The following is a 25,690-nucleotide window of genomic DNA, read 5'->3' on the forward strand; positions in this document are numbered from 1 at the left end:
CCGGATCCGGCCCGGTTCGTCCCTCGCCCAGGCTCCCGATCCGGCTCCGCCTCCCGCAACCGCACGACGACTTCGGGGCGGCGGCACCGGCGGCGGACGGTCCCGGCGGGACACCGTGACGACGGCACCCGGGGCGGGGCGCCGGGCGTTGTGCCGTACGAGTGGTGTCCGACGATCCGGCCGGCCGTCTACAGCGGAGGATCCTCGGTGAGTTCCAGCAGCGTGCGGGCGCTCTGCGCGGCCAGGGGAGCGGTTCCGGGCGCGGTCGGGAACAGGCGGCCCCAGGCGCGGGCACGCCCCAGGGCGCTCAGCCGCCACGCGAGGCGCACCGCGCGCCGGAGTTCCGCTGACGTGCGTCCGGCTCCCGTCCACGGCTCCAGGTAGGCGTCGCGCAGGCGCGCCAGCACGTCGGACCCGTACCGGTCGCAGGCCCGCCGGGCGGTGACCTGCAGGCTGCAGAACGGGTGGGAGACGGCGGCGTCGCCCCAGTCGAAGAAGGTGTACCGGCCCGGTTCCGGGTTGAACAGCTGGCCGTCGTGCAGATCCGAGTGGTCGAGGGAGTCGGCGATGCCCGAGGCCGCGAATTCGGCGCACCAGTCGACCAGGCGGGGCCGCAGCGCGTCGAGCCGTGCGCGTTCGTCCGGCCGCAGTGCCGTGTTCTCGGCGAGCAACTCGTCGAAGATTCCGGGCAGTTCCGCGGTCCGGGCGCTCGGGACCCCCAGCCGTTCGATCTCGCGCGCGTGCGGGATCAGGGCCTGCTGCATGCTCGCGTACTGGCGGAGAAGGTCCTCCCAGGCGCGGGGCTCCACGGTCTCCCGCTCCAGCACGTCCCGGAAGAGGTCACCCCCGTCCGGCAGCAGGGACCAGCCACGGCCGGCGTCGACCGCGAGCGGCTCCAGCACGTGCTCAGGCACCCAGCGGGCCAGCGCGGCGGTCAGCGCGCCCTCGAAGCCGCTGGCCGGCGGATTCGCCTTGAACCACACGGCCGCGCGCCCGGCCACGGGCACCCGCACCAGGACGGACCACGGCCGCAGCCGCACCCTCAGCGGGCCGGTCACCCGCAGCCCGTGTGCCGCAAGCCCGGCCTCCACCCAGTCGAGGGCCGCGGTCCGCCAGGACTCCTGCTCCCAGGGAGTCACCGCGTCCGCGTACCGGCCCCGGTCCACGGTCGGCGACGCAAGATCGTACATCGGGCCATCCCAGCATCCGGACCGGAGATCGACCAGCGCTTTTTGGGAGGCTCATGGTGCGGCCGTGGCCTCGACTTCCGGTAACCCGACCGCACAACACGCCTGATTCATCGGCCACTTGTATGCTCACGAACATATGTCTGGGGGGACATGACAGAGAAGCTCTGACACCAGAGCCGCATACACAAGGGTCTGTTCCAGCGCACGGGTCTGTTCCGGCACTCCGCGAGAGAGGCGCCCTCGTGAGTCATCTCGTAGCCACCGTTCTCGGGGACGTGGCCCTCGTCGTCCTGGTGTCCTGGGTGTTCGGGGGCCTGGCCCGGCGTCTGGGGCAGCCGGCGGTGATCGGCCAGATCCTCGCCGGGATCGCCCTGGGACCGACCCTGCTGGGCCGGCTCCCCGGGGACCCGTCCGCGCGGCTGTTCCCCGCCGAGGCGCGGCCGTTCCTGTCGGTGCTGGCCCAGATCGCCGTGGTCCTGTTCCTGTTCGTCGCGGGCTACGAGATCGAGTTCCGCACCTTCCGGGCGGGACGCACCGCGGTGAGCGTCGCGGTGGCGGCCCTGCTGACCCCGATGGCGCTCGCGGTGGGGGCCGTGGAACTGTGCGGCGGACTGTTCTCCGCCGTGGACCCCCGGCACGCGGGCCAGCACTCGTTCGCGATGTTCATGGCGGTGGCGCTCTCGATCACCGCCCTGCCGGTGCTGGCGGCCATCGTGCGCGAGCGCGGGGCCGCAGGCACTCCTGCGGGAACGGTGGCGATCGCGGCGGCCGGCTTCATGGACGTGGCGGCCTGGCTGGTGCTGGCGGCGGTGCTCAGCGACTCCGGGAACGACTCCGGGCCGGCCACCCGCTGGTCCTGGCCGGTCGCCCTGGCGCTGCTGGCGGCCTTCGCCGCGTTCGTCCTCGGCGTGGTCCGCCCCGCGCTGCGCTGGTGGCTGAACCGGCCGGCCACGCTGCTGAGCAATCCGGTCCCGGTGGCGTTGGTCCTCGCTCTGGGCAGTGCGTGGGTCACCGAGTCACTCGGCCTGCACGCCGTCTTCGGCGGGTTCCTCGCCGGGCTGGCCATGCCGCGCCGCGACGGTGTGCCGGGCGCCGATGTACTGAGACCGATGGAGCAGACCTCCGGGATGCTGCTGCCGCTGTTCTTCGTGTCCACCGGGCTGTCGGTCGACATCGGCACGGTGGGCGCGGACGGTTTCGGCCTGTTGGGGGTGCTCCTGGTGGTGGCGATCGCCGGCAAGGCCGTACCGGCCTACGGGGCGGCCCGGGTGCACGGCCTGGACACCCGGCAGTCGGCCCTGGTCGCCGTCATGGTGAACACCCGCGGGCTCACCGAGCTGATCGTGCTGGACGTCGGCAGGTCGGCGGGGCTGATCGGCCAGGACCTGTACGCCGTCCTCGTCCTCATGGCGCTGGCCACCACCCTCATGACCGGTCCGCTGCTGCAGTGGATGGGCAGAGCGAGCAGCCTGCGCGACCCCCGGCCATCGGTCAGAGCCTGAACCGGGTGCGCCCCCGGACGTCGGCCGGGGGCGCACTCGTTGGGGAGCGGTGTCGGTCAGGCCTGCTGCCTGCGGCGCAGCGTGAGGTATGTGCCGGTGACGCCGGCGGCCAGCAGGGCGCCCACACCGAGGCCGACCGGGAGGGCCGGTATCCCCGAAGTGCCGGTGGTGGCAGCCGTGTTCTGCATCGCCGGGCCGGGCGTGATGCTCGTGGCCACCGGGGCGACGTACTTGACGGGTCCGACGGACTTCACCGAGCCGTCCGAGTTCAGCAGCACCTGCTTGTTGTTCGGGTGCCCGAAGTCGAACATGCCCGCCAGGGAGCCGGCCGTCGCGTCGAAGGAGTGGTCGCCGATGCGGCCCGTGTGCCAGTTGTCCTCGATGAACCGGGTGATGGACGCCTGGTTCGTCAGCGTGTGGTCGACCTTGTTGACCTTGCTGTACGGCGAGATCACGAGCAGCGGTTGGCGGGTGCCAGGACCACAGCGGTCGGCGTAACCGCCGGACGCCTTGGGGCCGTTCTGGCAGGCCGGGCTGTCGGTGGCCTTGCCGTTGGAGCCGAGCGAGGTGTCCTTCGAGCCGTTGCGCGGGGCGGCGTACGCGTGGTCGTACCAGCCGTCCGAGTCGTCGTAGGCGACGACGACCGCGGTCGACTTCCACTGCGGCGAGCGCTGGATCGCGTTGATCTGCTTGACGAGGAAGTGCTGCTCGTCGAGCGGGTCGGAGTAGCCGGCGTGGCCGTCCTGGTACTCACCGGCCTTCACGAAGCTGACGGCCGGGAGCTTGCCCGCCTTGACGGCGGCGGTGAAGTCGGTCAGGTCGTAGTTGTGGTTGGCCTGCCCGTCGTGGCCGATCTCCGAGACGCTCTTCGGCGGCAGGTGGTGCGGGTTGGCCGTCGACCTGTAGTACGCGAACGGGTTGTGGTGCGGGCTGTAGTCGGTGACGGCCGCGCCGCCGACGTTGGTGTGCGTGGTGTCGCACTTGGCGTACGACCCGGACGTTCCCTTCCACGCGGTCGAGGGCCGGAAGCCGCCCTGGAACCAGCCCCAGGACACCTTCTTCGTGTTCAGCCGGTCACCGATGTTGGCGCCCTGCATGGCCGCCAGCGCGTTGGTGCTGGTGTGGTCCTTGCCGGAGCAGTCGTCGAAGGCCGGGTCGGGGTCGTTGATCACCGTGCCCACGCCCTTCGCGTCGGGCGACTTGACGGCGTACGGGTCGGGCGTCGCCGTCCGCTTGCCGGTGGCCGGGTCGACGGAGACCACGCCGTGCGTCTGACCGGAGATCAGGTTGAGCGCACCGGGCGTGGAGGGGCCGTAGACCGAGCTGAAGGCGCGGTCGGACAGGGAGTAGTGCTGGGCGTAGTTCCACAGCGCGGTGACGGTGTTGCCGTCGTAGTAGTCCATGACGAGGCCGGGCTCGCCGAACAGGCCCCCGCTGCACTTGTCGACCTCGGTGTTCTGCACGTACTGGTCGGCCTTGCCGCCGTTCGCCGCGTACTGCTCGGCCCCGTAGGAGTGGTTCTGGTCGCAGGTCATCGCCTGGGCGGGGGAGAGCCGCTTCGGCGTGTACTGGTTGGGGTTCGTCCTGAGCAGCCCGGCGTGGGCCAGGGTGTCGATTTTCTTGGGGGTGTTCCTCGACGCCTTGAACTTCGTGCCGTCCGTGTTGGCGGCCTTCGGGTACGTGGCGAAGTAGTGGTCGAAGGAGATGTTCTCGTCGAAGATCACGACGACGTGCTTGATGGGCGTCGCGGTCGAGGACGGCCCGGAAGGCACCGCCGCCCAGCCGGGCGCGTTGCTGCCGAGCATCGTGAGCGCGGCCGCTCCGGCGAGCGCCGTGATGCTCCGTGTCGCCGCTCGTCTTCCTCTGCTGGCCATGGTGGTTCACCCTCCGGGCGGGAACGTCTGTGCGTCGTACGAGCACGGATGCTGCGCGAGCGGCGGGGCGCGGCGGCGGAGGGACGGTGGCGCGGGAGTGAACACCGGGTCAGGGATGCCGGGGCAAACCTTGACGGTGAATTGACCCGCCTGCCCGCCGAGTTGTCCGGACGGGCTCAGCCCAGCAGGGCGCGCCCGTACCAGTCCGTCGCGTCCCGCACGCCGGGCAGCGCGAAGAAGTAGCCGCCGCCGAACGGGGAGATGTAGTCGGAGAGCGGCTCTCCCGCCAGCCGGTGCTGCACGGTCTCGAACTGCCGTACCGGATCCTGCTGGTAGCAGGTGAACAGCAGGCCCATGTCGAGGTTGCCGTTGCCGTCCATGCCCCGGTCGTAGTTGTAGGCGCGGCGCAGGATGCGCTGGTGGGCGGTGGCGGCCGTGCGGGGGTTGGCGAGGCGTATGTGGGCGTCCAGCGGGATGACGTCGCCCTTGGGATCGTCGGCGTACTTCGGCGTGTCGTGCTCGTGGTCACCGTCCAGCGGTGCGCCGGAGGAGCGGGCCCGGCCGAACATCCGCTCCTGCTCGCTCAGCGAGACCCGGTCCCAGAACTCCACCAGCATCCGGATCAGCCGGACGACCTGATAGCTGCCGCCGACCGTCCAGTCCGGCTCGCCCGTGCCCCTGCCCACCCACACCAGGCGGTCCATCTCACCGGCGTTGTTCGCGTCCGGGTTGGCGGTGCCGTCCTTGAACCCGAGCAGATTGCGCGGGGTGCCGGAGGGCCGGGGCGGACCGGAGAAGCCGTCCAGGCGCCAGCGGACCTGCATGCCGCCCCGGGTGTGCCGGGCGATGTCGCGCAGGGCGTGCAGGGTGGTGTCCGGGTCGTCGGCGTGCAGTTGGAGACTGAGGTCGCCGTGACACCACTCGGACCGCAGGTCGTCGTCCGGGAAGGCGGGCATGGCGGTCAGCCGCCGGGGCCGCAGCGCGGCCAGCCCGAACCGGTCGTCGAAGAGCGAGGCGCCGACCCCGACGGTCACGCCCAGCGCGCCCGAGGGCAGCCGGTCGCCCAGGATGCCCGAGTCCGCGGGCGGCCCGGTGATGCCCACCGGGGACGGCGTCCCGCCCGAGGCCAGGAAGCGGGCCCGGTCGGTGAGCGTGCGCAGCAGGTCGGTCAGGTCCGCGCGGTGCTCGGCGGTCACGTCGAGCGACACGAACACGCTGGTCCGCCGCGAGGGCGCGAGCACGGATGCCTGGTGGGCACCGTGGAAGGGGACGACGGGGACGACAGCCGCTGTGGGCGCGGCGGCACCGGTGGCGAGCCCGGCTCCCGCGAGGGCGGCACCGCGCAGGAAGCCGCGCCTGCCCACTGGGCCGGGTCGGTCCGTTCCGCTCACGCCGTCCTCCGGGGATCGCACAGGGTCGCCACCGACGCGAGCCGCTCGACCAGGTCGCCGAAGACCGAGTCGACGCGCTCCCGCCCGGCGCGGGGCAGGGCGGCCGGCGCGGTCCAGCGGCCGCCGTGCCGGAACCCGTCGAGCAGATGCTGCGCGTGGTCCAGGTCCCGGTCGAGGCCGGGCAGGTCGGCGTACCGGGTGGTGAGCAGGGGACGCAGCCGGGACAGCACCTCGCGGGTGCCGTCGAGGTTGGCACGGGCGGTGGCGAGGTTGCTGCCGCTGCCGTAGTCGGTCCGGCCGGTCAGCTCGAACTGCACAGTGTTCTCCAGGATCTCGTGCGCGCGCAGACCGAGCTGGGCCGGATCCATGCGGGTCTGCGACCAGCTGTCCCGCAGCCGGGTCACCGCCTTGACCAGCGCCGTCGCCGGGGCGCGCAGGCGGCCCGCTGACTGCCCGTGCCACAGGCCGTACTCGACGCGGTGGAACCCGGTGAAGCCCCGGTCACCCACCCCGCCGGGCAGCCCCGCGTCCGTGCCGTCGATCTGCCCGTCCGCGTCCCCGAAGGCGTCGTACGCCGCCCCCAGCCGCTCGTACTCCAGATGGGCCGGCAGCCAGGCCGACCGGGCGCCGGCGAGGTCGCCGCGGTCGATGTCCCGGCCGAGCTTCGTCGTCAGCCGGACCAGCTCGTCCAGACCGCCGCCGACCCACTTCTGGTAGGCGAGCGCGGGCGGGATCAGGTCGTGCTCGGTGACGGGGGCCGCCCCCGGGCCGCGCCGCCCCGACGTGACGCGGACGCTGGGCCCGGTGACGGCGTCGGCGTCGTCGTGCACGCACTTGAAGGCGTACGTGCCCTTGCCCAGCCGGACGGTCAACTGCCGTGTCGTACCGGGGCCGATGCCCTCCACCTCGCCGTACACCACCTGGCTGCCCGGGTCCTCGAGGTAGACCTCGGCGGCGCCGTCGGAGGCGTTGTGCAGGTCGAAGGTCTGCACCCCGGACGCCGGCCGGGTCCAGCCGCGGCCGCAGCGGCTCGGCGAGACCTCGACCGTGACGGACCGCGCGGCCCGAGCGGGGCGCCCGCCCATGAGGGAGAGCGCCAGCAGGGTCCCTCCCACGGCGAGGGCGAAGGCGAGGAGCAGCACTCCAGCCGTTCGGAGAGCGACCGGCCGCGAGCCGAGGCGGGGCAACGGCATGGCGAGCCTTTCCGGAACGACGTACGCAGACGTCCACACGGCTGAGCGCAACGATGGTGCGAACTCCGGCGGGACGGCCTCATGTTAGGCAGCCCTTCGCACCCGAACGGCCGTCCCAACGATTCATTGACCAGGAATTCCCCCCGGGTTCATCGGCGGTCGTCAGCAGGAGAGGCAGCTACTGGGGTTACCGCCAGACGTTCACGGTGCCCGTGCTGTAGGCTCATACATCTAATCGAGATACATCGAAGAGAGGTGTGAGCGTGTCCCGTGCCCAGGTCTCCTCTCAGCCGCTGGTCTACGGCGAGCATCCGGACCAGGTCGCCGATCTGTTTCTGCCCGCCGCGGGATCGGGACCGGCTGCTCCGCTGGTGCTGTTCTTCCACGGCGGCTTCTGGCGCGCCGAGCACGATCGGCAGCATGTCGCGGGATTCGTCCGGGCCTTGGCGGCGCAGAGCGGCTGTGCGGTCGCCGGCGTCGAGTACCGCCGCGTCGGTGGCGGCGGGGGCTGGCCGGTCACGTTGACCGACACGGCGGAGGCCGTCGACCGGCTGCCCCACCTCGCCGCGCAAGCCGCCCCCGGCCGTGTCGACCCGGCGCGCGTGGTCTACGCCGGGCACTCGGCCGGCGGGCACCTCGCCCTGTGGGCCGCGCTCCGGCATCGCATACCGTACGGCGCACCCGGCCGGACGGAAACCCCGCCCGCCGTGCTCGGTGTGCTCGCCCTCGCCCCCACCGCGGACCTGGCGTGGGCCGACGAACGGGGCAGCGGCCGGGGTGCCGTCGCCGCCTTTCTCGGTGGTGGGAGGGGGCAGGTCCCGGACCGGTATGCCGCCGCAGACCCGGCAGCCCTCGGCGTCCCCGCCGGCCGTACGGTCGTGGTCCACGGCGACCTGGATGAGGCGCTGCCCGTCGCCATGGCCCGACGGTACGCCGCACGGGCGGGCGCCACACTCCACGAGCTGCCCGGGGCCGGTCACTTCGACGTGATCGACCCCGACTCGGCTGCCTGGCCCGTGGTGACCGAGGCGCTGCGGACCGTCGTAGCCGGGGTCGAGGCCTGAAGAAGCGGGAAGCCGCGCCCTGTTCAGCGAACGGGGAAACCGAAGGAGTACCCCTGCTGCTTCAGCCAGGGCAGCAGGGTGCGCAGCGCGGCCACGGTCTGGGAGCGGTCGCCGCCGGCGTCGTGGAAGAGCACGGTCGGGCCGTTGTGCAACTCGCCCTTGACGGTGGTGATGATGGCGTCGGTGCCGGGCCGCTCGAAGTCCTTGGAGTCGACGTTCCAGCCCAGCGGCCGCATCCCGTGCGAGGCCGCGAGGTGCCGGCTGTACGGCGTGAACGCGCCGCCCGGGGCACGGTAGTACATCGGCCGTACGCCCCCTGACGCCTTCGTGATCTGGCGCTCGGCGTCCAGGATCTGCTGCGACTGGTAGGCCTCGGACTTCTTGTCCATGGTGGTGTCGTGCGACACCGTGTGGTCGCACAGCCGGTGCCCGGCCGCCACCACCTTCTTGACCATGTCGGGGTGGGCCTCCGCCTGGGTGCCGACCATGCAGAACGTCGCCTTCACGCCGTTGTCCTTGAGCACCTGCAGCACCTGGGGGGTCCACTGCGGGTCAGGGCCGTCGTCGATGGTGATGTTGACCGCGTGGTCGCCGCCGTCGGAGGCGTGGACGATCGTGGCGGACACGGGCACCGCCTTCTTGGCGGCGGGGTGCGCCGCCTGATGTCCACCGGTCTGGCCGGCCTGCGCGGTCCACACCGACGTGGCGGCGGCCACCGCCGTCACTCCGACCGCCGCCGCGACCACCCGGCCGTACCATCCCCGCCCGCCATGCCGTGCCATGTCCGCCCCGCTCTTCGCCGTGTTGGTGGGTCCCCCCGTGCACCTGTCAGGACGGGATAAGTTGACTGCGGGATCCGTCTGTTACAGATCACGGACAATTCCGGGGTACTTCTGGGACAGGTGTCCGAGCGACCCCACCGGAACCCCTCGCTCCCCTGGGCCGGATTTCACCTCTCGTCCCCTATGCCCTGTTGATGCGCCGCCGCGTCACCGCTTCCATCTGTGCCGAGTTGGAGGATGCGAGCCGATGGAGATCTCCCGACGTAGCGTGCTGACCACGGCGGCCGCCGCCGCCCTGTTCGCGGTGCCGACGACAGCGGCCCAGGCGGCCGAGCAGACCCCCACCTCGGTCGTCCGTACGCTCCGGGCCGCCGCCGACCACGCGATCGGGAAACTCCGCACCGTCGCCCCGGGCGTGACGGCCTTTCCGGTCGGCACGAAGGCCGAGAAGTGGGTGTACTCGCAGAACGGCGACTGGGTCGGCGGCTTCTGGCCCGGCACGCTCTGGATGGCCTGGCTCCACAGCGGCGACGACACCTTCCGCACCCTGGCGCTCGACTCCGCCAAGAAGCTCGCACCCCGCCAGACCGACACCACCACCCACGACCTCGGCTTCCTCATGGACACGATGATGAACCTCGACCTGCTGGCCTTCGCGAGCGAGCAGACGGGCGACGAAAAGTACCTCGCCATCGCCGCGGAACACGCGAACACCGCCCAGCGGGTGTTCCCGCGCCCGGACGGCTCGACCCCCCACGTGTACGACTTCGACCCCGCCACCGGCACGCCGATCGGTCCCAACACCGTGCAGGGCTACAGCCCCACGTCCTGCTGGGCGCGCGGACAGGCCTGGGGCATCCACGGCTTCACCACGATCCACCGCCGCACCGGCGACCAGCAGTTCCTGACGACCGCACGCCGACTCGCCGACTACGCGCTGGGCGCCCTCACTGCCGACCACGTCCCCGTGTGGGACTACCGGGCGCCCCAGCAGCCGTACGACGTCAAGGACGCCTCCGCCGGCGCGATCATGGCCTGCGGTCTGCTGGACCTGTCCGCGGCGACGGGCAGACCCGAGTGCCGGGAAGCCGCCCTGCGGCTGCTGACCACGTCGGCGAAGACCTGCCTGACCAGGAACTCCACGCGCGCCGGGGCCGTCGTCGCCCGCTGCGCCCGCAACCGTCCGGCCGAGGACGGGATCGAGATCTCCCTCCCGTACGCCGACTACTACCTCCTCGAAGGCATCCTGCGCGTCCTGCAGCCGCAGGACGTCGACCGGGCGATCGACCTGTCCGGCGCAAAATGAGGACGACGCGGGGCCGAGGCGACGCTACGGTGCCCTGATGCCCCTCTATCCGGAGATCGAGCCGTACGCACACGGCATGCTCGACGTCGGTGACCACAACCTCGTGTACTGGGAGACCTGCGGCAACCCCGAGGGCAAGCCGGCAGTCGTGCTGCACGGCGGTCCGGGATCCGGGTGCGGACCCTACCCCCGGCGCCTGTTCGACCCGGCCGCCTACCGGATCGTCCTGCTCGACCAGCGCGGCAGCGGCCGTTCGACACCGCACGCGAGCAGCTATGGCACCGACATGAGCGTCAACACGACCGCGCACGTCATGGCCGACCTGGAGCTGCTGCGGCAGCACCTCGGCATCGAACGCTGGCTGGTGTGGGGCGTGTCATGGGGCTCGGTGCTCGCCCTGCGCTACGCGCAGACCCATCCGGAATCCGTCTCCGAGCTGGTGCTGACCGGAGTCGCGACAGGCTCCAACGCCGAGGTGGAGCTGCTCACCAGGGGACTCGGCAGGATCTTCCCGGAGGCCTTCGACCGGTTCCTGGCCGAGCTGCCGCCCGCCGAGCGCGACGGCAACCTCGCCGCGGCCTACAACCGGCTCCTGGAGTCCCCAGACCCCGCGGTACGGGAGCGGGCGGCACGGGCCTGGACCGACTGGGAGACGGCGACCATCCCCGCACCGCCGCGCTCCGTCGCCCGCTTCGAGGACCCCGTGTACCGCATGGGCTTCGCCCGCACCGTCACCCACTACTGGGGCAACGACCACTTCCTGGGCGAGGAGAATGACGAGGGCGTGGTCCTGCGCCACGCCCACCTCCTCGCCGGTATCCCCGGCACCCTCGTGCAGGGATCGCTCGACTTCGGCAACCTCCTCGGCATCGTCTGGCGCCTCCACCAGGCCTGGCCCGGCAGCGAGTTGGTCACGGTGGACGACGCCGGCCACACTACCGGGGCACCCGGTGTGGCGGAGGCACTGGTGGCGGCGACGGACACGTACCGGAAGTGAGCTGTCGACGCCTGACGGGCCGACGTATCGGCACCACCGGGAGCCGCACGAGGCCTAGCCGGTGAACGGGTCTTCCAGCGTGGGGACGCACGGGGAAAGAAGCTGCTCCGTGTGCTCGCTGAGGGTGCCCCGGACGAGCCTGAGGACGCGGGTCTCGTTCTCGTGCCGCGGGTCCTCGTCGTCGCGCACGTGGAGGAGCCCGTAGGAGCCGGGAGCGATCGTCGCCACATGGGCGAAGAGCTCGAAGACATCCGGCGCGGAGCGGTGGTTGGAATGCCCGCCCAGGTGGATGAACGGCTCGCCGTTCATCCACCGGAGGTCGAGGAGGTAGGGGCTGTCCATCGCGGCGATGCGCTCGCGCAGCTCGTCGACGATCTGCCGCAGCCGCGAGTCGTCGTCCTCCTCGCCCGCGCTTTCCCGCACCGTGATCCAGCCGTGGTACTCGAACACGCCTCGATCCTACGGCCCTTCAGGTGCGCGGCCGCCGCGCGTACACCTCGATCTCGATCTTCATCCGAGGGTCGGCGAGGCCGCAGACGAGCATCGTCGCGGCCGGGCGGACCTCGCCGAAGCAGCGGCGCAGGACCGGCCAGCAGGGCTCGAAGTCCTCGCGGTCGGGCAGCAGGTAGCGCACCCGTACGACGTCCGCGAAGCCGCAGCCCGCCTGGGACAGCGCGGCACCGATGTTGTGGAGGCACTGCTGGGCCTGTTCCACCACGTCGTCGGAGATGGTCATGGTGGCGTAGTCGAACCCGGTCGTCCCGGACACATGGACCCAGTCGCCGTCCACCACGGCACGGGCATACCCGATCTGCTCCTCGAAGGCCGAGCCGCTGAGGATCGCACGTCGCTCTGTCATGCGCCGAACGCTAGGTGACCTGCATCGATACGTCTAATACTGTGAGGAGCATGATTTGATATCTCTGGGCGTATGACGCGACCCGAACTTCCCCTCGCGCAGCTGCACGCCTTCGTCGTGCTCGCCGAGGAACTCCACTTCGGCCACGCCGCCGCCCGGCTCGGCATCGCCCAGCCACCGCTGAGCCAGCAGATCCGCCGCCTGGAGGACAAGGTCGGACATGCGCTGTTCAGCCGCGAGCCGGGACACGTCGCGCTCACTGCGCCCGGCCGCGAACTGCTCCCGGCCGCCCGGCGGGCCCTCACCGACCTCGCGGACGGCCTGGCCGCGGCCCGCGCCGTCGGCAGCGGCCGGGCCGGCCGGCTGCGCATCGGATTCGCCGCCTCCCTCGCCCTGACCGTCCTGCCCGGACTGCTGCGCACCTTCCGGCAGCGGTTCCCCGATGTGCACCTGGACATCCACGAGATGACCACGGCGCCGCAGATCGCGGCCCTGCACGACAGGACCATCGACATCGGCCTGCTGCGCGAACCACCCGCCGACGAGCCGGAGATCGGCTTCCGGACGGTCCTCAGCGAGCCCTTCGTGGCCGTGCTCCCGGCCACCCACCCCTTGGCCGCCCAACGGACCGTACGAATCGCGCAGTTGGCCGACTCGCCGTTCGTGCTCCTGCCCCGGTCGGTCGGCCCCGGACTGTACGACCGGATCACCGGCCTGTGCGCGGACGCGGGCTTCACACCCCGGACGGCCCAGCACGCGGTGGAATGGCAGACCGTGTGCGCCCTCGTGGAGACCGGTCTGGGTGTCTCCCTGGCACCGGCCGGCATCCGGCGCATCCGCCTCAAGGGCGTCGCGTTCCGCGGGATCGTCCCCGCCGCCGCACGCACCCGGGTCGCCGTGGCCTGGCGCACGGCCGACCCGAACCCCCTGGTCGCCCACCTTCTCGCAACCGTCGGCGGGGAATGACCCGGGCGCGCACCACGCCGCGTCCGTCAGCGGCCGTAACGCCGCTCCCGGGCCGCGTACGACCGCAGGGCCCGCAACAGGTCGATCTCGCGGAACGCCGGCCACAGGACGTCCACGAAGTGCACCTCGGCGTAGGCGGACTGCCACAACAGGAAGCCGGAGAGGCGCTGTTCGCCGGAGGTACGGATGATGAAGTCGGTGTCGTGCCCGGCCGGCGAGTACAGGTTGTCGGTGATGTGCTCCAGATCGAAGTCGGCGGCCAGCTCCGTGGGGTCGCCTCCCGCGCTGATGTGCTTGTCGAAGGCCGCCTTGACGGCGTCGACGATCTCCCGGCGGCCGCCGTAGCCGACGGCGACGTCGACCTTCAGCCCGCCGCGGCCCTGGGTGAGGGCGGCGGCCTCCTTGAGGACGCGGGCGGTGTTCCCGGGCAGCAGGTCGAGCGCGCCGATGATCTCGATCTCCCAGGGCTCCCCGGGGGCGCAGATGCGCTGGACGGTCTCCTCGATTATGTCGAGCAGGGGACCGAGTTCGTCGGCCGGCCGGTGGAGGTTGTCGTCCGACAGCATCCACAGCGTGACGTGCTTGATGCCGGCGTCGGTGCACCAGTGGAGGAAGTCCGTGACCTTGGCACCGCCGACGCGGTATCCCTCCCGGACGTCCTGATGTCCCGCACCCCTGGCCCAGCGCCGGTTCCCGTCCAGCATGATCGCCACGTGCCGCGGCCGGGGCAGGCCCTCCAGCTTGCGGTTCAGGCGCCGTACATAGACCGCTTCCAACGCCGAACGCAAGGCCTTCATCGCCACGCCGATGTCCCTTCTCCCTACCCGTGTTCGAGGGCGCAAGGATAGTGCCACGTTCCGCGCACCAGCCACGCGGGAGTGGAGCCGTCCGGTTTGCGCGGAGCCGCTACGCTGCGGGCGTGACCGGTCGACCGATGAGCCGCCGCGGCCTGTTGGAGGCCGCGCTCCTCGGCGCCCCGGCCCTCCCCCTGGCCGGCTGCGCCGGCGACGGCGGACCCGACTGGCGGCTCAGGCTCGCGACGGGAGCGCCCGGCGGGCCCTACAACGCCTTCGGCAAGGCACTGGCCGCCCAGGCCGCACGGGCCGTCCCCCGGCTGCACATCACCCCGCTCAGCACCTCGGCCAGCGTGGACAACCTCCGCAGACTCGGCGCCGGATCGGCGGACCTGGGCCTGGCGATGGCAGACGCCGCCGAGGACGCCGTCCAGGGGCGGGAGCCGTTCTCCAGCCGGGCCGCCGTGACGGCTCTCGCCCGCGTCTACGTCAACTACACGCACCTGGTCGTACCGGCCGACGGACCCGTGCGGTCCGTGGGGGATCTCGCGGGCCGGTCGGTCGCCACCGGCGCGGCGGGCTCCGGCGGACAGGTGCTGGCGAACCGGCTGCTGCGGGTGACGGGTCTGACCGGAAAGCGGTCGGTACGGCAACGACAGCTCGGCCTCGCCGCCTCGGTCCAGGCGCTGCGCACGGGCACCGTCGACGCGCTGATCTGGGCCGGGGGAGTGCCGACCCCCGCCCTGTCGGCGCTCGCCCGCGCATTCCCGTTGCGCTTCCTGCCGCTGGAGGAACAGGCCGCCGTCCTGCGCGACACGTACGGCCCCGTCTACACGGCGGTCACCCTCCCGGCCGGCGTGTACGGGCTCACCGAGCCGGTCGGCACCGTCGGCGTGGGCAACTATCTGCTCGCCCGCTCCCAGGTGCCGCAGCAGGCGGTGCGCGAGGTGCTCCAGGTGGTGTTCGACCGGTGGCGTGTGCTGCTGCGGGAGGTCACGGCGGGCGCCCGGCTCGAACCCAGGTTCGCCGTCGCCACGGGGGACGTGCCCCTGCACCCCGGCGCGGTGGCCTACTACCGCTCGGTCTACGGCTGATCCGGCACCGGACCCGGCAGGCGCAGCTCCACCACCAGGCCGTGGGGACGGTTGCCGGCCGTGGTGAGCCGGCCCCCGCTGAGGCGGGCGATCTCGTCGGCGATGGCCAGGCCCAGGCCGCTGCCGGGCACGTTCTGATGCTCGGGCGCCCGGGCGAAACGTCGGGTGAGCAGCGGGAGCTGATCGTCCGGCACCCCCGGCCCGTCGTCGGCGACGCGCACCACGACCTCACCGTCCGCGAGCGCGGCCGTCACCGCGACCCGCCCGCCGGAGGGGACGAACTTGACCGCGTTGTCGAGGACCGCGTCGAGGATCCGGCCGACGGCGTCCGGCACGGCCGGCGCCCGCAACCCCTCCCGCACGGCAGCGGCGCTCAGCGTCACCCCGGTCGCCTCGAACACCGGCTGCCACGCGGCCACCCGCTCACGCACCCCGCGGGACACGTCCTGCTCGGTCCGCTCCGCCGTACCCGACTCCACCCGCGCAAGCGCGAGCAGGCCATCCAGAAGCTCCTCCAGGCGCTCCGCCTCGTCCAGGGCGCGCGCGTGCTCCCTGCGGCCGGGGCCGGGCGCGAGATGCGGCTCGACGTTCTCCAGCTGCAGCACCAGGGTGGCCAGCGGGTTGCGCAGTTGGTGCGAGGCGTCGGCGACGAAGGCGCGCTGGCGGCCGAGTGAGTCGGCGACCGCCTCGGCCATGCCGTTGAAGTGCAGGCGCAGGCTGCGCAGTTCGGGCGGTCCCGTGGCGGAGACGGCCCGGGTCTCCAGGCTGCCGGACGCCAGTGCGGCGACAGCCCGGTCGAGGTCACGGACCGGGCGCATCAGCCAGCGCGTGATGCCGGCCGCGACCAGGGCCGCGGCCGCGAAGGCGGTGAGCGCCCCGCAGGCGATGAGCGCCCAGCGCACGGTCACGTCCCACCGGGCCGCGGTGGTCGGGACGGCCAGCAGGACCGCACCGCTGACCCGTTCGTCCCGGCCGACCGGCTCGGCGAGCACCACCCGGTCCGGCCCCCACGGCCGTACGGTCGGCAGCCGCTCGGTGGACCGCCCGGTCAGCGCCCGGCCGAGGACATCGTCCGCGGCGGACGGTGAGACGCCGGCCCCCGCCTGCGCGAGGGTCCGCCCCGCGGAGTCCACCACGGTCACCGAGGCGCCGTACAACTCGGCGTACCGGCGGATCTCGGTGGACAGTTCGGCACGGTCGGCGGCGGTGCGCACCCGGTCCGCGAGGTCGGCGAACCGCACGGCGTCGGCGCGCCGCTGGAGCAGCAGATGTTCTGTCCGCCCGCCGGCGTAGGAGCCGGCCAGTGGAACCGACAGCAGCAGCGTCGCGGCCCCGATGAGCACCATCAGCACGGCCAGCAGCCTGCGCCTCATGGCCGGCGCCCGTCCCGGCCGTCGGTTCCGAGCTGATACCCGAAGCCCCGCACCGTACGCACCAGTTCGGTGCGGCCCGTCTTCGCGCGGATGCCCGCCACGTGCACGTCCAGGGACCGGGACGCGGCGAGGAAGGCGTCGCCCCAGATCCGGTCCAGGATCTCCTCGCGGGAGTGCACCTCGTCCGGCCGCGCCGCGAGGAAGGCGAGGACGTCGAACTCGCGCCGGGTGAGCCGTACTTCCGCGCCGTCGACCGTGACCGTACGGCCCGCGATGTCGATCTCCACATCGCCGGTGCGCACGGGACCTGAGCCGCCGTCCGTGCCACGGGCCGCCGCTGCCCCGGTGCGCCGGCGCACGGTGTCGATCCGGGCCATCAGCTCGTTCATCCGGAACGGCTTGACCACGTAGTCGTCGGCGCCGGCCCGCAGCCCCTGCACGATGTCGCGCTCCTCGCAGCGGGCCGTCACCACGATCAGCGGCGCGTCGCACACCGTGCGCAGCCGCCGCAGCAGCTCAAGCCCGTCCAGGTCGGGCAGGCCGAGGTCGAGCAGCACGAACTCGGCCGCGTGGACGTACCGCAGGGCGTCCAGGGCCCGGCCGGCCCTGCGCACCGTGTGCCCGCGCTGGGCGAGGGCCGTGGTCAGAGCCTGGGCCATACGGTCGTCGTCCTCGACGAGCAGCGCGTGCATGTGAAGTCCTCGTGCCGTGGTGACCTGGGCGGCAGCTTACGGAAGCGGCACCGCCCGGGTCACCACCACGTCAGCCGGCGGCCTTCGCAGGAGACCGGTCGCGTCCGGTGTCCGCCTCGGCCTCGGCGCGGCTGAGCGCCGCGTTACGGGTGTCCGGCATCAGCACGTAGGTGACCAGTGACACGAGCGCGCACCCCGACACGTACCAGAAGAACACCTTCTCGTGACCGCTGTCCTTGAACCACAGGGCCACGTACTCCGCCGTCCCGCCGAACAGCGCGTTGGCGACGGCGTACGGCAGCGCCACCCCGAGGGCCCGCACCCGGGTGGGGAACAGCTCCGCCTTCACGGCCGCGTTGATCGAGGTGTACCCGGTGACGATGACCAGAGCCAGCAGGGACAGCCCCAGCGCCGGCCAGTACGAGGACGCCGAGCCGAGGGCGGTCATGATGGGGTACGTGCCCACCGTGCAGCCGACCGCGAAGGTGATCAGCAGTGGCCGGCGGCCGATCCGGTCGGAGAGCATCCCGGCGAAGGGCTGGAGCAGCGCGAAGACGGTGAGCGCGGTGAAACTCACCAGGGTGGCCGTGGACTTGGCCAGGCCGGCGCTGCCGATCAGGTACTTGGTGAGGTACGTGGTGTACGTGTAGTACGCCACCGTGCCGCCCAGGGTGAGCGCCATGACCAGCCCGGCCTCGCGGCGGTGCTGCCACAGCGCCCTGAGCGTCCCGCGCGCGGTGTCCGTACGGTCGTCCGCCCCGGACTCCTCGGTGAACGCCTCGGTCTCGGTCAGCCGCCGCCGCAGCCAGAACACCACCCCGGCGAACAGCGCACCGAGCACGAACGGGATCCGCCAGCCCCAGCTCTCCAGCTGGTCCGTCGTCAGGGTGTGCTGCATCGTGATGAGGATGGCGAGGCCGAGGAGCTGGCCGCACGTCATCGACACGTACTGGAACGAGGAGCCGAGCCCGCGTCGGTCGCGGGCGGACGCCTCGGTCAGATAGGTGGCGCTGGCGGCGTACTCGCCTCCGATGCTCAGGCCCTGCAGCAGCCTGGCCAGCAGCAGTACCACGGCGCCGAAGTAGCCGGCCTGGCCGTAGGTGGGCGCGACGGCGATGAGCAGGGCGGCCACCGACATCATGGTGACGGTGAGGGTGAGCGCGCTCTTGCGCCCGTGCCGGTCCGCCGCCCGCCCGAGGATCCACCCGCCGACCGGACGCATCAGGAAGCCGACGGCGAAGATGCCGGCCGTGTTCAGCAGCTTGGTGGTCGGGTTGTCGCCGGGGAAGAACGCGTCGGCGAAGTAGATCGCGAAGCTGGCGTAGACGAACCAGTCGTACCACTCGACGAGGTTGCCCAGGGACCCGCCGACGAGGGCGAGACGGCGGTTGCCGGGGGAGGCCGACGGCGGCTTTCCGGGCAGGGCGGCAGACGATGACATGGCGGCTCCAGGTGGGGAAATCCGTGGGATCGGGGAGCGGGAGAGTGCCCCCGGAACCTGAGTGCGCCCGAGCATGCGGGCCGCCGCCGCACCCGGACAAGGTCCTCCGCGCAGATCTAACATGCCGCTAAGAAAGCGGCTGTGAGACCCGTCCGGGAAGGCGGCTGAGGGCCCCCGTCACTCGCCCGCCAGCGCCGCCCGTACGATCGCCGCTGCCGCCTTGGCCGCCGCGAGGACCGGCGTCGTGCTGCGCGCGGCCCGGCCGAGCATGAAGGCGCCCTCCAGCAATGCGATGACCGAGCTTGCCGTCTCCCGGGCGGCGGGCTCGGGAATGCCCCCTTCTGTGTAGTACGCGGCGAGATGGTCGACCCAGCTGTCGAAGACCTCCGAAGTGGCCTGGCGCAGCGCCTCGTTGGTGCCGGCGACCTCCATCGCGACCGTGGCGATGGGGCAGGGGTCGGCGAAGTCGAGTTCGGCGAGGGTGCCGGCCGCGGCCGTGAAGGCGTCGGCGGTGGCCGCGACGCGGTCCTCGTACGGCGTCATCAGCGCGGTGATGAGCCCCAGGTAGACGGCTCCCGAGGTGCGGATCACCTCCTCGCCCAACTGGGCCTTCCCGCCCGGGAAGAAGTGGTAGATCGACCCGAAGGGCGCACCGGCGGCCGCCGCGATCTGCTTCATGCCGGTGCCCGTGTAGCCCGTGCGCCGGAACAGCTCCGTGCCGGCGCTCACGATGCGCTGCCTGGTCTCGTGGGTGCTGGGAGCCTTGCTGTCGCTCACGGCGGGAGCCTCCGGGAAGCCGCTGGTGCTGTGTGCCCATCCGTGCCCTATTCTGTCACTAGAACGCTCTATCTGGTGCCAACGGGGTCGGAGGCGGGGCCATGCCGCAGATCGAGCTGAGCGCGGGGACGATCGACTACGAGGACTCGGGAGGCGAGGGCCCGGTGGTGGTCCTGGTCCACGGCCTCGGCTTCGACGAGTCGGTGTGGTCCGAGGTCGTGACGGATCTGCGGCCGGACTTCCGCGTCCTGGCCCCCGTCCTGCCCGTCGGCAGCCACCGGCGCCCGATGCACCCGGACGCGGACCTCTCCGCGCACGGCATCGCCCGGCTGCTCGCCGAGTTCATGGACCGCCTGGACCTGCGGGACGTCACCCTCGTCCAGAACGACACCGGGACGGCCCAACTTCTCGTCGGTGTACGCGACGAACGCATCGCCCGCCTGGTCCTCACCTCCTGCGAGGCCCTGGACAACTACCCGCCCGGCATACAGGGCAGACTGCTGCACCGGGCGAGCAAGGTCCCCGGCGGACTCTTCCTCCTCATCCAGTCCTTCCGCTTCCCCTTCCTCGCCCGCATGGAGACGTCCCTCGGCGGGATGGCGAAGAAGCCGCTGCCGAAGGAACTGATCGCCCGCTGGTACGGCCCCCTGCTGACGAGCCGTGACATCCGCCGCGACTTCGCCAAGTTCTGCCGCGACGTGGACCCGGAGTGCTACGTCAAGGCGGCCGGAAACCTGCCCTCCTTCACGCGTCCGGCCCTGGTCGCCTGGGGCGCCGAGGACCGCATGATGCCTCCCGCCACCGGCCGTCGCCTCGCCGAACTGCTGCCCGACGCGCGCTATGTGGAGATCCCCGACGCCCGCACCCTGGTTCAGCTGGACAACCCGGCCGCCCTCACCGCGGAGATCCGCCGCTTCGTCAAGGAGCACCCGCTGCCCGGCGAGGGCTGAGCACGGCTCGGCCCCCGCCGGGTGCGGGTCACCCTTCGAGCGTCAGGTAGAGGCGGGTGCCCCGGGGCTGGAAGCCGACCCGCTCATACACGCGGCGCGACCCGTCGCCCGAGTACTCGAGCCAGACGGACGACGCCCCGCCGCCGAACGCGGTCTCGGCCAGGGCCGCAGTGACCGCGGCCGCGATGCCCCGACCGCGGTACGCGGACCGGGTGCCCACACCCGCCAGCTCGGCCGTGCCATGGGCGGGTGCCGAGCAGACGGCCGCACCGGCGCAGCCGCCGTCGGCGGCACGGACGAACCGCACGGCCCCGCCGCTCTCCTGGGTGCGCCGCAGCCGGGCCGCGCCCTCCGGAGAAGCGGGGAACTCGCCGCCGAACGCCTCGGAGAGGGCGGCGTCGATCGCCGTGTAGTCCTCGTCGGTGTCCGGTGCCGCCACCTCGATGCTCCCGGTCGGCACCGCCAGCGTGGCGGGCGTGCAGACCATGTACTCATGGACCGCCTCCGTCGCGAAGCCTGCCCGGCGCAGGGCCGGTTCGACAGCGGGTGCGGCGTCCGGGGCGAACTCCAGGCGGGGCCTCAGGCCACGCTCGCGGAATGCCCCGATCAGGGCGCTGACGTCCCGGTCGGTCGGCTCGGCGCCGGGGACCGGGGTTGCGTAGTTGACGTACGGGCTGGTCGTCGTGGGATCGATTCCCACGACGAAGCCTCCGACTTCGACCGTCGCCGGACGGCGCAGCAGGTTGGCGACGGCGAAATTCTGGACATCGGTGTGCACGATGAAGATGACCTCACGTTGGATGGCAGCCACGAGGGCTGCGGGACCGGCCTGTCAGCCGGGAACACGGGATGTACGTGGGGCCGCCGTGAGGAGACGCGAGGGCACCGATGGCCGCTGCCGCGGAAGCGGGCGGGTTCAGTGCCGACGGCGGCCGCTGTGGGACGCCGCGATCAATGGCTTCAGTCCTTCGTCGTGCATGAGTGAATGGAGATCAACTCCCCGAAGACTGCCACACTCCGAACGAGCGCGGCAAGCAGATGAAGCGCTGGATGCCCGCCCCGACCGGCCAGGGCCGGCCCGCCGGCACCCCCGAACGAGGTGCCGGCGGGCGACGCGGCGTGAGGTCAGCCCACGCGCAGCGTCAGGGCGGCCGTGTGGAGCTTGCCCCCGGTCTGGAACTGCAGGAAGAGCCGCCAGTTGCCCGCGGTGGGGAGTTCGGCGTGGAAGGAAAGGTCGGGGCCGCCGTGGTCGCCGTCGACCTTGGTCGTGGGGTGGAGGTGGGCGAACGCGGCGTCGCCCTCGTGGAAGGCGGTCATGTGGGCGTAGGTGTCCAGGTAGGGCTGGAGGTCGGTGACGGGCTTGCCGTCCTTGGTGATCCGTACGGTCAGCGGATGCGCCATGCCGGCCATGGGCTCGCCTTCCACGGTGACCGTGTATCCGTCGACCGTCGTGCTGTCGGCCGCGGCGGGCAGCCGGGTCCTGGCGGACGTGCCCGGGACCGTCACCGTCCGGCTGAGCACGAAGTCCTTGCCCTTGCCGCTCCCGCTCTCCGGCGTGAAGGAGGCGAACATGCGCCATGAGCCGGAGTCGAGAGAGGAGAGGCCGGCCGTCCAGGTGCCGTCCGAGGCCATCGTCGGGTGGATGTGCTGGAACCCGGTCAGGTCGGAGCGGATGGCATAGAAGTGCATCCGCTTGGTCTGGTCGAGGGCGAAGCCGGTCACCGGCTTGCCGTCCGGTCCGGTGACCGTGAAGCGGTACGGCGTCTGCTTCCCGGCGGTCATGGCGGTGTCGGAGCTGGTGAGGCGGTAGCCGTCCTTGGCGGCGGCCAGGCCGTTGCCGTCGGCCTCGTGGTCCATGCCGGGCATGTCGCTCATAGAGGAGCCGGCTCCGGCCGCGGAGGTCGCGGTCGGCTTGGCGCTGTGGTGCATGCCGGGCATGGCGGAGTCGTCGGAGGACCCGCAGGCGGCCAGCGTCAGGGCGAGGGCGGCGGCGGTGCCGACGGCCGCGAGGGCACGGCGACGGACGGTGGAACGGGTGGAAGCGAACATCGCTGGGGTGTCTTTCCGGGTGGCGCACCACGCCGGGTGGCGCGCGGGGTGATCAGGACGCTGCGGCCGGGCAGCCCGGAGGGGCCTGCTCCGGCGCGGTCCTGTCACGTCCGCGCGATGCACACCTGGAGGAGGAGACGACGCCCGCCCGGTGGCCCGCGCCGCCCGGTCCCGCCGGGACGCCATGCGCGGTGCACGGCCCAGGTCCCCAGTGCGGCGAGTGCGAAGAGGGCGGTGAACGGCGCGACGGGCAGCGGGATGCGCTGCTGGGCGGGAGTGGCGACGCACAGCGTCCCGTGCGGGGCCATGTCGTCCGCGGCCCGGAGTGTGGCGGGCTGGGTCCCTGTGGGCTCCGCCGATGTCGTCGCGGAGTCGTGGCCGTCGTGCATGACGACGGCCGGATCCGTCCGGCCGTGACAGCCGTCGACGGCCGTGGCCGGGGAGCCGTGCATGAGGAACAGACCGAGCAGGATCGCGCACAACGTCAGCAGCCGGGTGATGCCCGGCCTGCGGATGTGTTCGCCGCCCATGAAGACCTGTCCTCCCTCCAGCAGCCGCTGATCACCGGAGCGTGGTCAGCGCCACCAGCATACCCGGTGGGGGTACCTGAGAAAAAAGGGGCCGGGCAGAAGAGGCCGGACGACATAGAGAAAGGCAAGGAGGTCGACCACTCCTTGCCACTCTCAACGTATAGCGCACCGGGGGGCTTGCGGCAAGGCCCCCGTCGTGCCGCAGAATCACCGGCCGAAGCCACAACCTGCACATACACATGGGGGCAGTGATGATCGACGTGATCGTCGTCGGCGGAGGACCGACCGGCTTGATGCTGGCCGGCGAGTTGCGGCTGCACGGCGTGCACGTGGTCGTGCTGGAGAGACTGACCGAGCCGACCGAGCAGTCCCGCGGGCAGGGCCTGCACGCGCGCAGCGTCGAGCTGATGGACCAGCGCGGCCTGCTGGACCGGTTCCTGGCGGTCAGTGAGAAATTCCAGGTCGGAGGCCTCTTCGGCGGCATCGCCAAGCCGTGGCCGGACCGGTTGGACACGGCTCACCCGTACGGCGTCGCCACCCCGCAGCCGGTCACCGAGCGGCTGCTCGAGGAGCGTGCCCTCGAACTCGGTACCGAGATCCGGCGTGGCTGCGACGTGGTCGGGCTGAGCCAGGACGCGGACGGGGTGAGCGTCGAGCTGGCGGACGGTACGCAGCTGCGCTCGCGCTACCTCGTCGGGTGCGACGGCGGCCGCAGCACGGTGCGTAAGCGGCTCGGCGTCGCATTCCCCGGCGAACCCGCCAAGGTCGAGACGCTGCTGGGCGAAATGGAGGTGACCGAGGATCCGGCGGTGATCGCCGCCGTGGTGGAGGAGGTCCGCAGGACTCAGCTGCGGTTCGGCGTCAGCCCCAGCGGGGACCGGGTGTACCGCGTCGTCGTGCCGGCCGACGGCGTGGCCGAGGACCGTGCGACCGTGCCGACCCTGGAGGAGTTCAAGCGGCAGCTGCGTGCCTTCGCGGGCACCGACTTCGGCGTGCACTCGCCGCGCTGGCTGTCCCGGTTCGGCGATGCCACCCGGCAGGCCGAGCGCTACCGGGTCGGCCGGGTGCTGCTGGCCGGCGACGCGGCGCACATCCACCCGCCGACCGGTGGGCAGGGCCTCAACCTCGGCATCCAGGACGCGTTCAACCTCGGCTGGAAACTGGCCGCCGCGGTCGACGGCTGGGCGCCGGAGGGGCTGCTGGACAGCTACCACGCCGAACGGCACCCGGTGGGCGCCGCCGTGCTGGACAACACCCGTGCGCAGATCACCCTTCTGGGGACCGATCCGGGTGCGACCGCGCTGCGGCAGCTGTTCGCGAAGCTGATGGACTTCGAGGAGGTGAACCGGTACGTGACCGGGCTCATCACCGCGGTCGAGGTCCGCTACGACTTCGGCGAGGGGCATGAACTGCTCGGCCAGCGGATGCGGGACGTGGGGCTGAAGCGGGGACGCCTCTACGAGCTGATGCACGACGGCCGCGGACTGCTGCTCGACCAGACCGGCCGGCTCTCGGTGGCGGGCTGGGCGGACCGGGTCGACCACGTCGTCGACGTCAGCGAGGAGCTGGACGTGCCCGCGGTGCTGCTGCGGCCGGACGGCCACGTGGCGTGGGCCGGTGAGGACCAGCAGGAGCTGCTCGGCGTGTTGCCCAAGTGGTTCGGTGCCGCTGCCGGCTGAACGCGCGGCCCCCGCACCGGTCACGCGACTTGCGCGTGCTCCGGTGAGCCGCCCATCATCCGGAGCATCGCGGGGCCGCCGGTGCGCAGGAAACGGACGACGAGGACGGCGGCGAGCAGCAGGAACGCGATGTTCAGCCAGGTCGTGTAGTCCCAGCTGACGCCCTCCTCGGGGAGCTTCGCCTCGGCCTGGTCGGGGATCAGGCCGAGCCCGCCGAAGAGGAACTCCACGGCGTATCCGGCGACCGCCATCGCCACGTAGAACGTGGCGAGGAGGAAGACGGCCGTCCGTGTCCCGTAGTACTTCCGGTAGATGTTCAGGATGGGCAGGATCACCAGGTCCGCGAAGATGAAGGCGATCACGCCGCCGAAGCTGATGCCGCCCTTCCACAACACCACGGCCAGCGGCACGTTCCCGATCGAGCAGACGAACGCCGCGATCGCCACCAGCGGGCCGATGAGCGGCCCGATGGCCTTCGCCACGGCCGGATCGTCCGCGCGGAAGAACGTACGCCAGAACTCGTCCGGCACCCACGCGGCGATCGCCCCGGCGATGAGCAGGCCGGCCACCAGATCCCGCAGGATCGCCGCCCACTCCATGACGAAGATGTGCGACACGGAGGTGAACCCCTCGCGGGAGAACAGCCGCCGGGCGAAGCCGCCCTCGCCCTGCACGGACATGTCCATCGCCGCATGTCCCTCCATGGACCCCGCCAGCCCGCGGTCGGCCTGCTCACGTGCCTCCCGCAGCAGACGCTCGCGCAGCAGGAGACGGAAGAGGACGGCGAGCACGACGATCATCACCGGGCCGCCGACGAACTCCGCGGCGGTGAACTGCCAGCCCATCAGCAGCGCCAGGATGACGCCGAGTTCCACCACCAGGTTGGTCGAGGCGATCTCGAACGCCATCGCCGCGGTGAAGTTCGCGCCCTTGCTGAACAGCGAGCGGGCGAGTGCGACCGCCGCGTACGAACAGGAGGACGAGGCCACGCCGAGTCCCGCCGCCCGGGCGAGCGTACGCGGCCGGTCGTCCCCGAGCAGCCGTACGATCGTCGCCCGGCGCACCACCGCCTGAACGACGGCCGACAGGGCGAAGCCCAGGATCAGCGCCCAGGTGATCGCCCAGGTCATCGAGCCGGCAATGGCCAGCGCGTGGCCGATCGCATGCATGTGCGCACCCTTCGTGGC

Annotated in this window: 24 protein-coding genes; 8 read left to right on the forward strand and 16 right to left on the reverse strand. The window is 72.0% G+C overall.

What is annotated here, in order from left to right; translation table 11 throughout:
* Positions 1–188: 188 nt before the first annotated feature.
* On the reverse strand, positions 189–1,190 hold the full coding sequence (locus tag ACFYZZ_RS08195; RefSeq protein WP_389172844.1) for a phosphotransferase: 1,002 nt from the start codon (positions 1,188–1,190) through the stop codon (positions 189–191).
* A gap of 242 nt (positions 1,191–1,432) precedes the next feature.
* Here ACFYZZ_RS08195 and ACFYZZ_RS08200 point away from each other — a divergent pair, with 242 nt between their 5' ends.
* Positions 1,433–2,692, forward strand: a complete 1,260-nt coding sequence (locus ACFYZZ_RS08200; RefSeq protein WP_389172846.1) for a cation:proton antiporter — start codon at positions 1,433–1,435, stop codon at positions 2,690–2,692.
* Positions 2,693–2,748: 56 nt separating this feature from the next.
* On the opposite strand, the gene ACFYZZ_RS08205 is transcribed toward ACFYZZ_RS08200, so the two are convergent.
* The 3 genes from ACFYZZ_RS08205 to ACFYZZ_RS08215 form a co-directional block, all read right to left on the reverse strand.
* A complete protein-coding gene (locus ACFYZZ_RS08205; RefSeq protein ID WP_389172848.1) occupies positions 2,749–4,566 on the reverse strand; it encodes a phospholipase C in 1,818 nt (605 codons plus the stop codon).
* A 176-nt stretch (positions 4,567–4,742) separates the two neighbouring features.
* On the reverse strand, positions 4,743–5,957 hold the full coding sequence (gene efeB / locus ACFYZZ_RS08210; RefSeq protein WP_389172850.1) for an iron uptake transporter deferrochelatase/peroxidase subunit: 1,215 nt from the start codon (positions 5,955–5,957) through the stop codon (positions 4,743–4,745).
* Positions 5,954–7,150 (reverse strand): imelysin family protein, encoded by a 1,197-nt coding sequence (locus ACFYZZ_RS08215; RefSeq protein ID WP_389172852.1) that lies wholly within the window; start codon positions 7,148–7,150, stop codon positions 5,954–5,956. The genes efeB and ACFYZZ_RS08215 overlap by 4 nt, the downstream gene beginning before the upstream one ends.
* Before the next feature lie 263 nt (positions 7,151–7,413).
* Between ACFYZZ_RS08215 and ACFYZZ_RS08220 the strand changes: the two genes are divergently transcribed.
* Positions 7,414–8,214 (forward strand): alpha/beta hydrolase, encoded by an 801-nt coding sequence (locus ACFYZZ_RS08220; RefSeq protein ID WP_389172854.1) that lies wholly within the window; start codon positions 7,414–7,416, stop codon positions 8,212–8,214.
* 23 nt (positions 8,215–8,237) lie between these two features.
* Here ACFYZZ_RS08220 and ACFYZZ_RS08225 read toward each other — a convergent pair whose 3' ends face one another.
* Positions 8,238–8,996: a polysaccharide deacetylase family protein gene (locus ACFYZZ_RS08225; protein WP_386577610.1), complete on the reverse strand. Its 759-nt coding sequence runs from the start codon at positions 8,994–8,996 to the stop codon at positions 8,238–8,240.
* Between the two features lie 247 nt (positions 8,997–9,243).
* On the opposite strand from ACFYZZ_RS08225, the gene ACFYZZ_RS08230 reads away from it, so the two are divergent.
* Complete coding sequence (locus tag ACFYZZ_RS08230) at positions 9,244–10,302, forward strand: glucuronyl hydrolase (RefSeq protein ID WP_389172856.1); 1,059 nt, start codon at positions 9,244–9,246, stop codon at positions 10,300–10,302.
* Between the two features lie 37 nt (positions 10,303–10,339).
* Positions 10,340–11,299, forward strand: a complete 960-nt coding sequence (pip, locus tag ACFYZZ_RS08235) for a prolyl aminopeptidase (RefSeq protein ID WP_389172858.1) — start codon at positions 10,340–10,342, stop codon at positions 11,297–11,299.
* A gap of 54 nt (positions 11,300–11,353) precedes the next feature.
* Here pip and ACFYZZ_RS08240 read toward each other — a convergent pair whose 3' ends face one another.
* Positions 11,354–11,749, reverse strand: a complete 396-nt coding sequence (locus ACFYZZ_RS08240; protein WP_389172860.1) for an Imm7 family immunity protein — start codon at positions 11,747–11,749, stop codon at positions 11,354–11,356.
* A gap of 19 nt (positions 11,750–11,768) precedes the next feature.
* The gene (locus ACFYZZ_RS08245) at positions 11,769–12,158 is read right to left on the reverse strand and encodes a RidA family protein (protein ID WP_389172861.1); all 390 of its coding nucleotides are present in this window, start codon (positions 12,156–12,158) and stop codon (positions 11,769–11,771) included.
* Positions 12,159–12,230: 72 nt separating this feature from the next.
* Here ACFYZZ_RS08245 and ACFYZZ_RS08250 point away from each other — a divergent pair, with 72 nt between their 5' ends.
* Entirely contained in the window at positions 12,231–13,124 is an 894-nt protein-coding gene (locus ACFYZZ_RS08250; RefSeq protein ID WP_389172863.1) for a LysR family transcriptional regulator, read from the forward strand.
* 26 nt (positions 13,125–13,150) lie between these two features.
* On the opposite strand, the gene ACFYZZ_RS08255 is transcribed toward ACFYZZ_RS08250, so the two are convergent.
* Positions 13,151–13,921, reverse strand: a complete 771-nt coding sequence (locus ACFYZZ_RS08255; RefSeq protein ID WP_389173678.1) for an isoprenyl transferase — start codon at positions 13,919–13,921, stop codon at positions 13,151–13,153.
* 122 nt (positions 13,922–14,043) lie between these two features.
* On the opposite strand from ACFYZZ_RS08255, the gene ACFYZZ_RS08260 reads away from it, so the two are divergent.
* A complete protein-coding gene (locus ACFYZZ_RS08260) occupies positions 14,044–15,012 on the forward strand; it encodes a TAXI family TRAP transporter solute-binding subunit (protein WP_389172865.1) in 969 nt (322 codons plus the stop codon).
* Here the strand turns inward: ACFYZZ_RS08260 and ACFYZZ_RS08265 are convergent.
* The 4 genes from ACFYZZ_RS08265 to ACFYZZ_RS08280 all read right to left on the reverse strand — a co-directional run bounded on the left by ACFYZZ_RS08265 (position 15,003) and on the right by ACFYZZ_RS08280 (position 19,295).
* Positions 15,003–16,385: an ATP-binding protein gene (locus ACFYZZ_RS08265; protein ID WP_389172867.1), complete on the reverse strand. Its 1,383-nt coding sequence runs from the start codon at positions 16,383–16,385 to the stop codon at positions 15,003–15,005. The genes ACFYZZ_RS08260 and ACFYZZ_RS08265 overlap by 10 nt on opposite strands.
* On the reverse strand, positions 16,382–17,077 hold the full coding sequence (locus tag ACFYZZ_RS08270; protein ID WP_389172868.1) for a response regulator transcription factor: 696 nt from the start codon (positions 17,075–17,077) through the stop codon (positions 16,382–16,384). The genes ACFYZZ_RS08265 and ACFYZZ_RS08270 overlap by 4 nt, the downstream gene beginning before the upstream one ends.
* A gap of 70 nt (positions 17,078–17,147) precedes the next feature.
* On the reverse strand, positions 17,148–18,518 hold the full coding sequence (locus tag ACFYZZ_RS08275) for an MFS transporter (RefSeq protein ID WP_389172870.1): 1,371 nt from the start codon (positions 18,516–18,518) through the stop codon (positions 17,148–17,150).
* A gap of 177 nt (positions 18,519–18,695) precedes the next feature.
* Positions 18,696–19,295, reverse strand: a complete 600-nt coding sequence (locus ACFYZZ_RS08280; protein ID WP_389172872.1) for a TetR/AcrR family transcriptional regulator — start codon at positions 19,293–19,295, stop codon at positions 18,696–18,698.
* A gap of 101 nt (positions 19,296–19,396) precedes the next feature.
* Between ACFYZZ_RS08280 and ACFYZZ_RS08285 the strand changes: the two genes are divergently transcribed.
* The gene (locus ACFYZZ_RS08285; protein WP_389172874.1) at positions 19,397–20,245 is read left to right on the forward strand and encodes an alpha/beta fold hydrolase; all 849 of its coding nucleotides are present in this window, start codon (positions 19,397–19,399) and stop codon (positions 20,243–20,245) included.
* A gap of 28 nt (positions 20,246–20,273) precedes the next feature.
* Here the strand turns inward: ACFYZZ_RS08285 and ACFYZZ_RS08290 are convergent, their stop codons facing one another.
* The 3 genes from ACFYZZ_RS08290 to ACFYZZ_RS08300 form a co-directional block, all read right to left on the reverse strand.
* Complete coding sequence (locus ACFYZZ_RS08290) at positions 20,274–21,023, reverse strand: GNAT family N-acetyltransferase (RefSeq protein WP_389173680.1); 750 nt, start codon at positions 21,021–21,023, stop codon at positions 20,274–20,276.
* A 347-nt stretch (positions 21,024–21,370) separates the two neighbouring features.
* Positions 21,371–22,294 (reverse strand): hypothetical protein, encoded by a 924-nt coding sequence (locus ACFYZZ_RS08295; protein WP_389172876.1) that lies wholly within the window; start codon positions 22,292–22,294, stop codon positions 21,371–21,373.
* A 104-nt stretch (positions 22,295–22,398) separates the two neighbouring features.
* Entirely contained in the window at positions 22,399–22,824 is a 426-nt protein-coding gene (locus ACFYZZ_RS08300; protein WP_389172878.1) for a hypothetical protein, read from the reverse strand.
* Between the two features lie 251 nt (positions 22,825–23,075).
* On the opposite strand from ACFYZZ_RS08300, the gene rox reads away from it, so the two are divergent.
* Positions 23,076–24,503 (forward strand): rifampin monooxygenase, encoded by a 1,428-nt coding sequence (rox, locus tag ACFYZZ_RS08305; RefSeq protein WP_389172880.1) that lies wholly within the window; start codon positions 23,076–23,078, stop codon positions 24,501–24,503.
* A 20-nt stretch (positions 24,504–24,523) separates the two neighbouring features.
* On the opposite strand, the gene ACFYZZ_RS08310 is transcribed toward rox, so the two are convergent.
* Positions 24,524–25,672, reverse strand: coding sequence for a permease (locus ACFYZZ_RS08310; RefSeq protein WP_389172882.1), 1,149 nt, complete (start codon positions 25,670–25,672; stop codon positions 24,524–24,526).
* Between the last annotated feature and the right edge of the window lie 18 nt (positions 25,673–25,690).

This window comes from Streptomyces sp. NPDC001816, assembly GCF_042892235.1.
GTDB lineage: Bacteria > Actinomycetota > Actinomycetes > Streptomycetales > Streptomycetaceae > Streptomyces.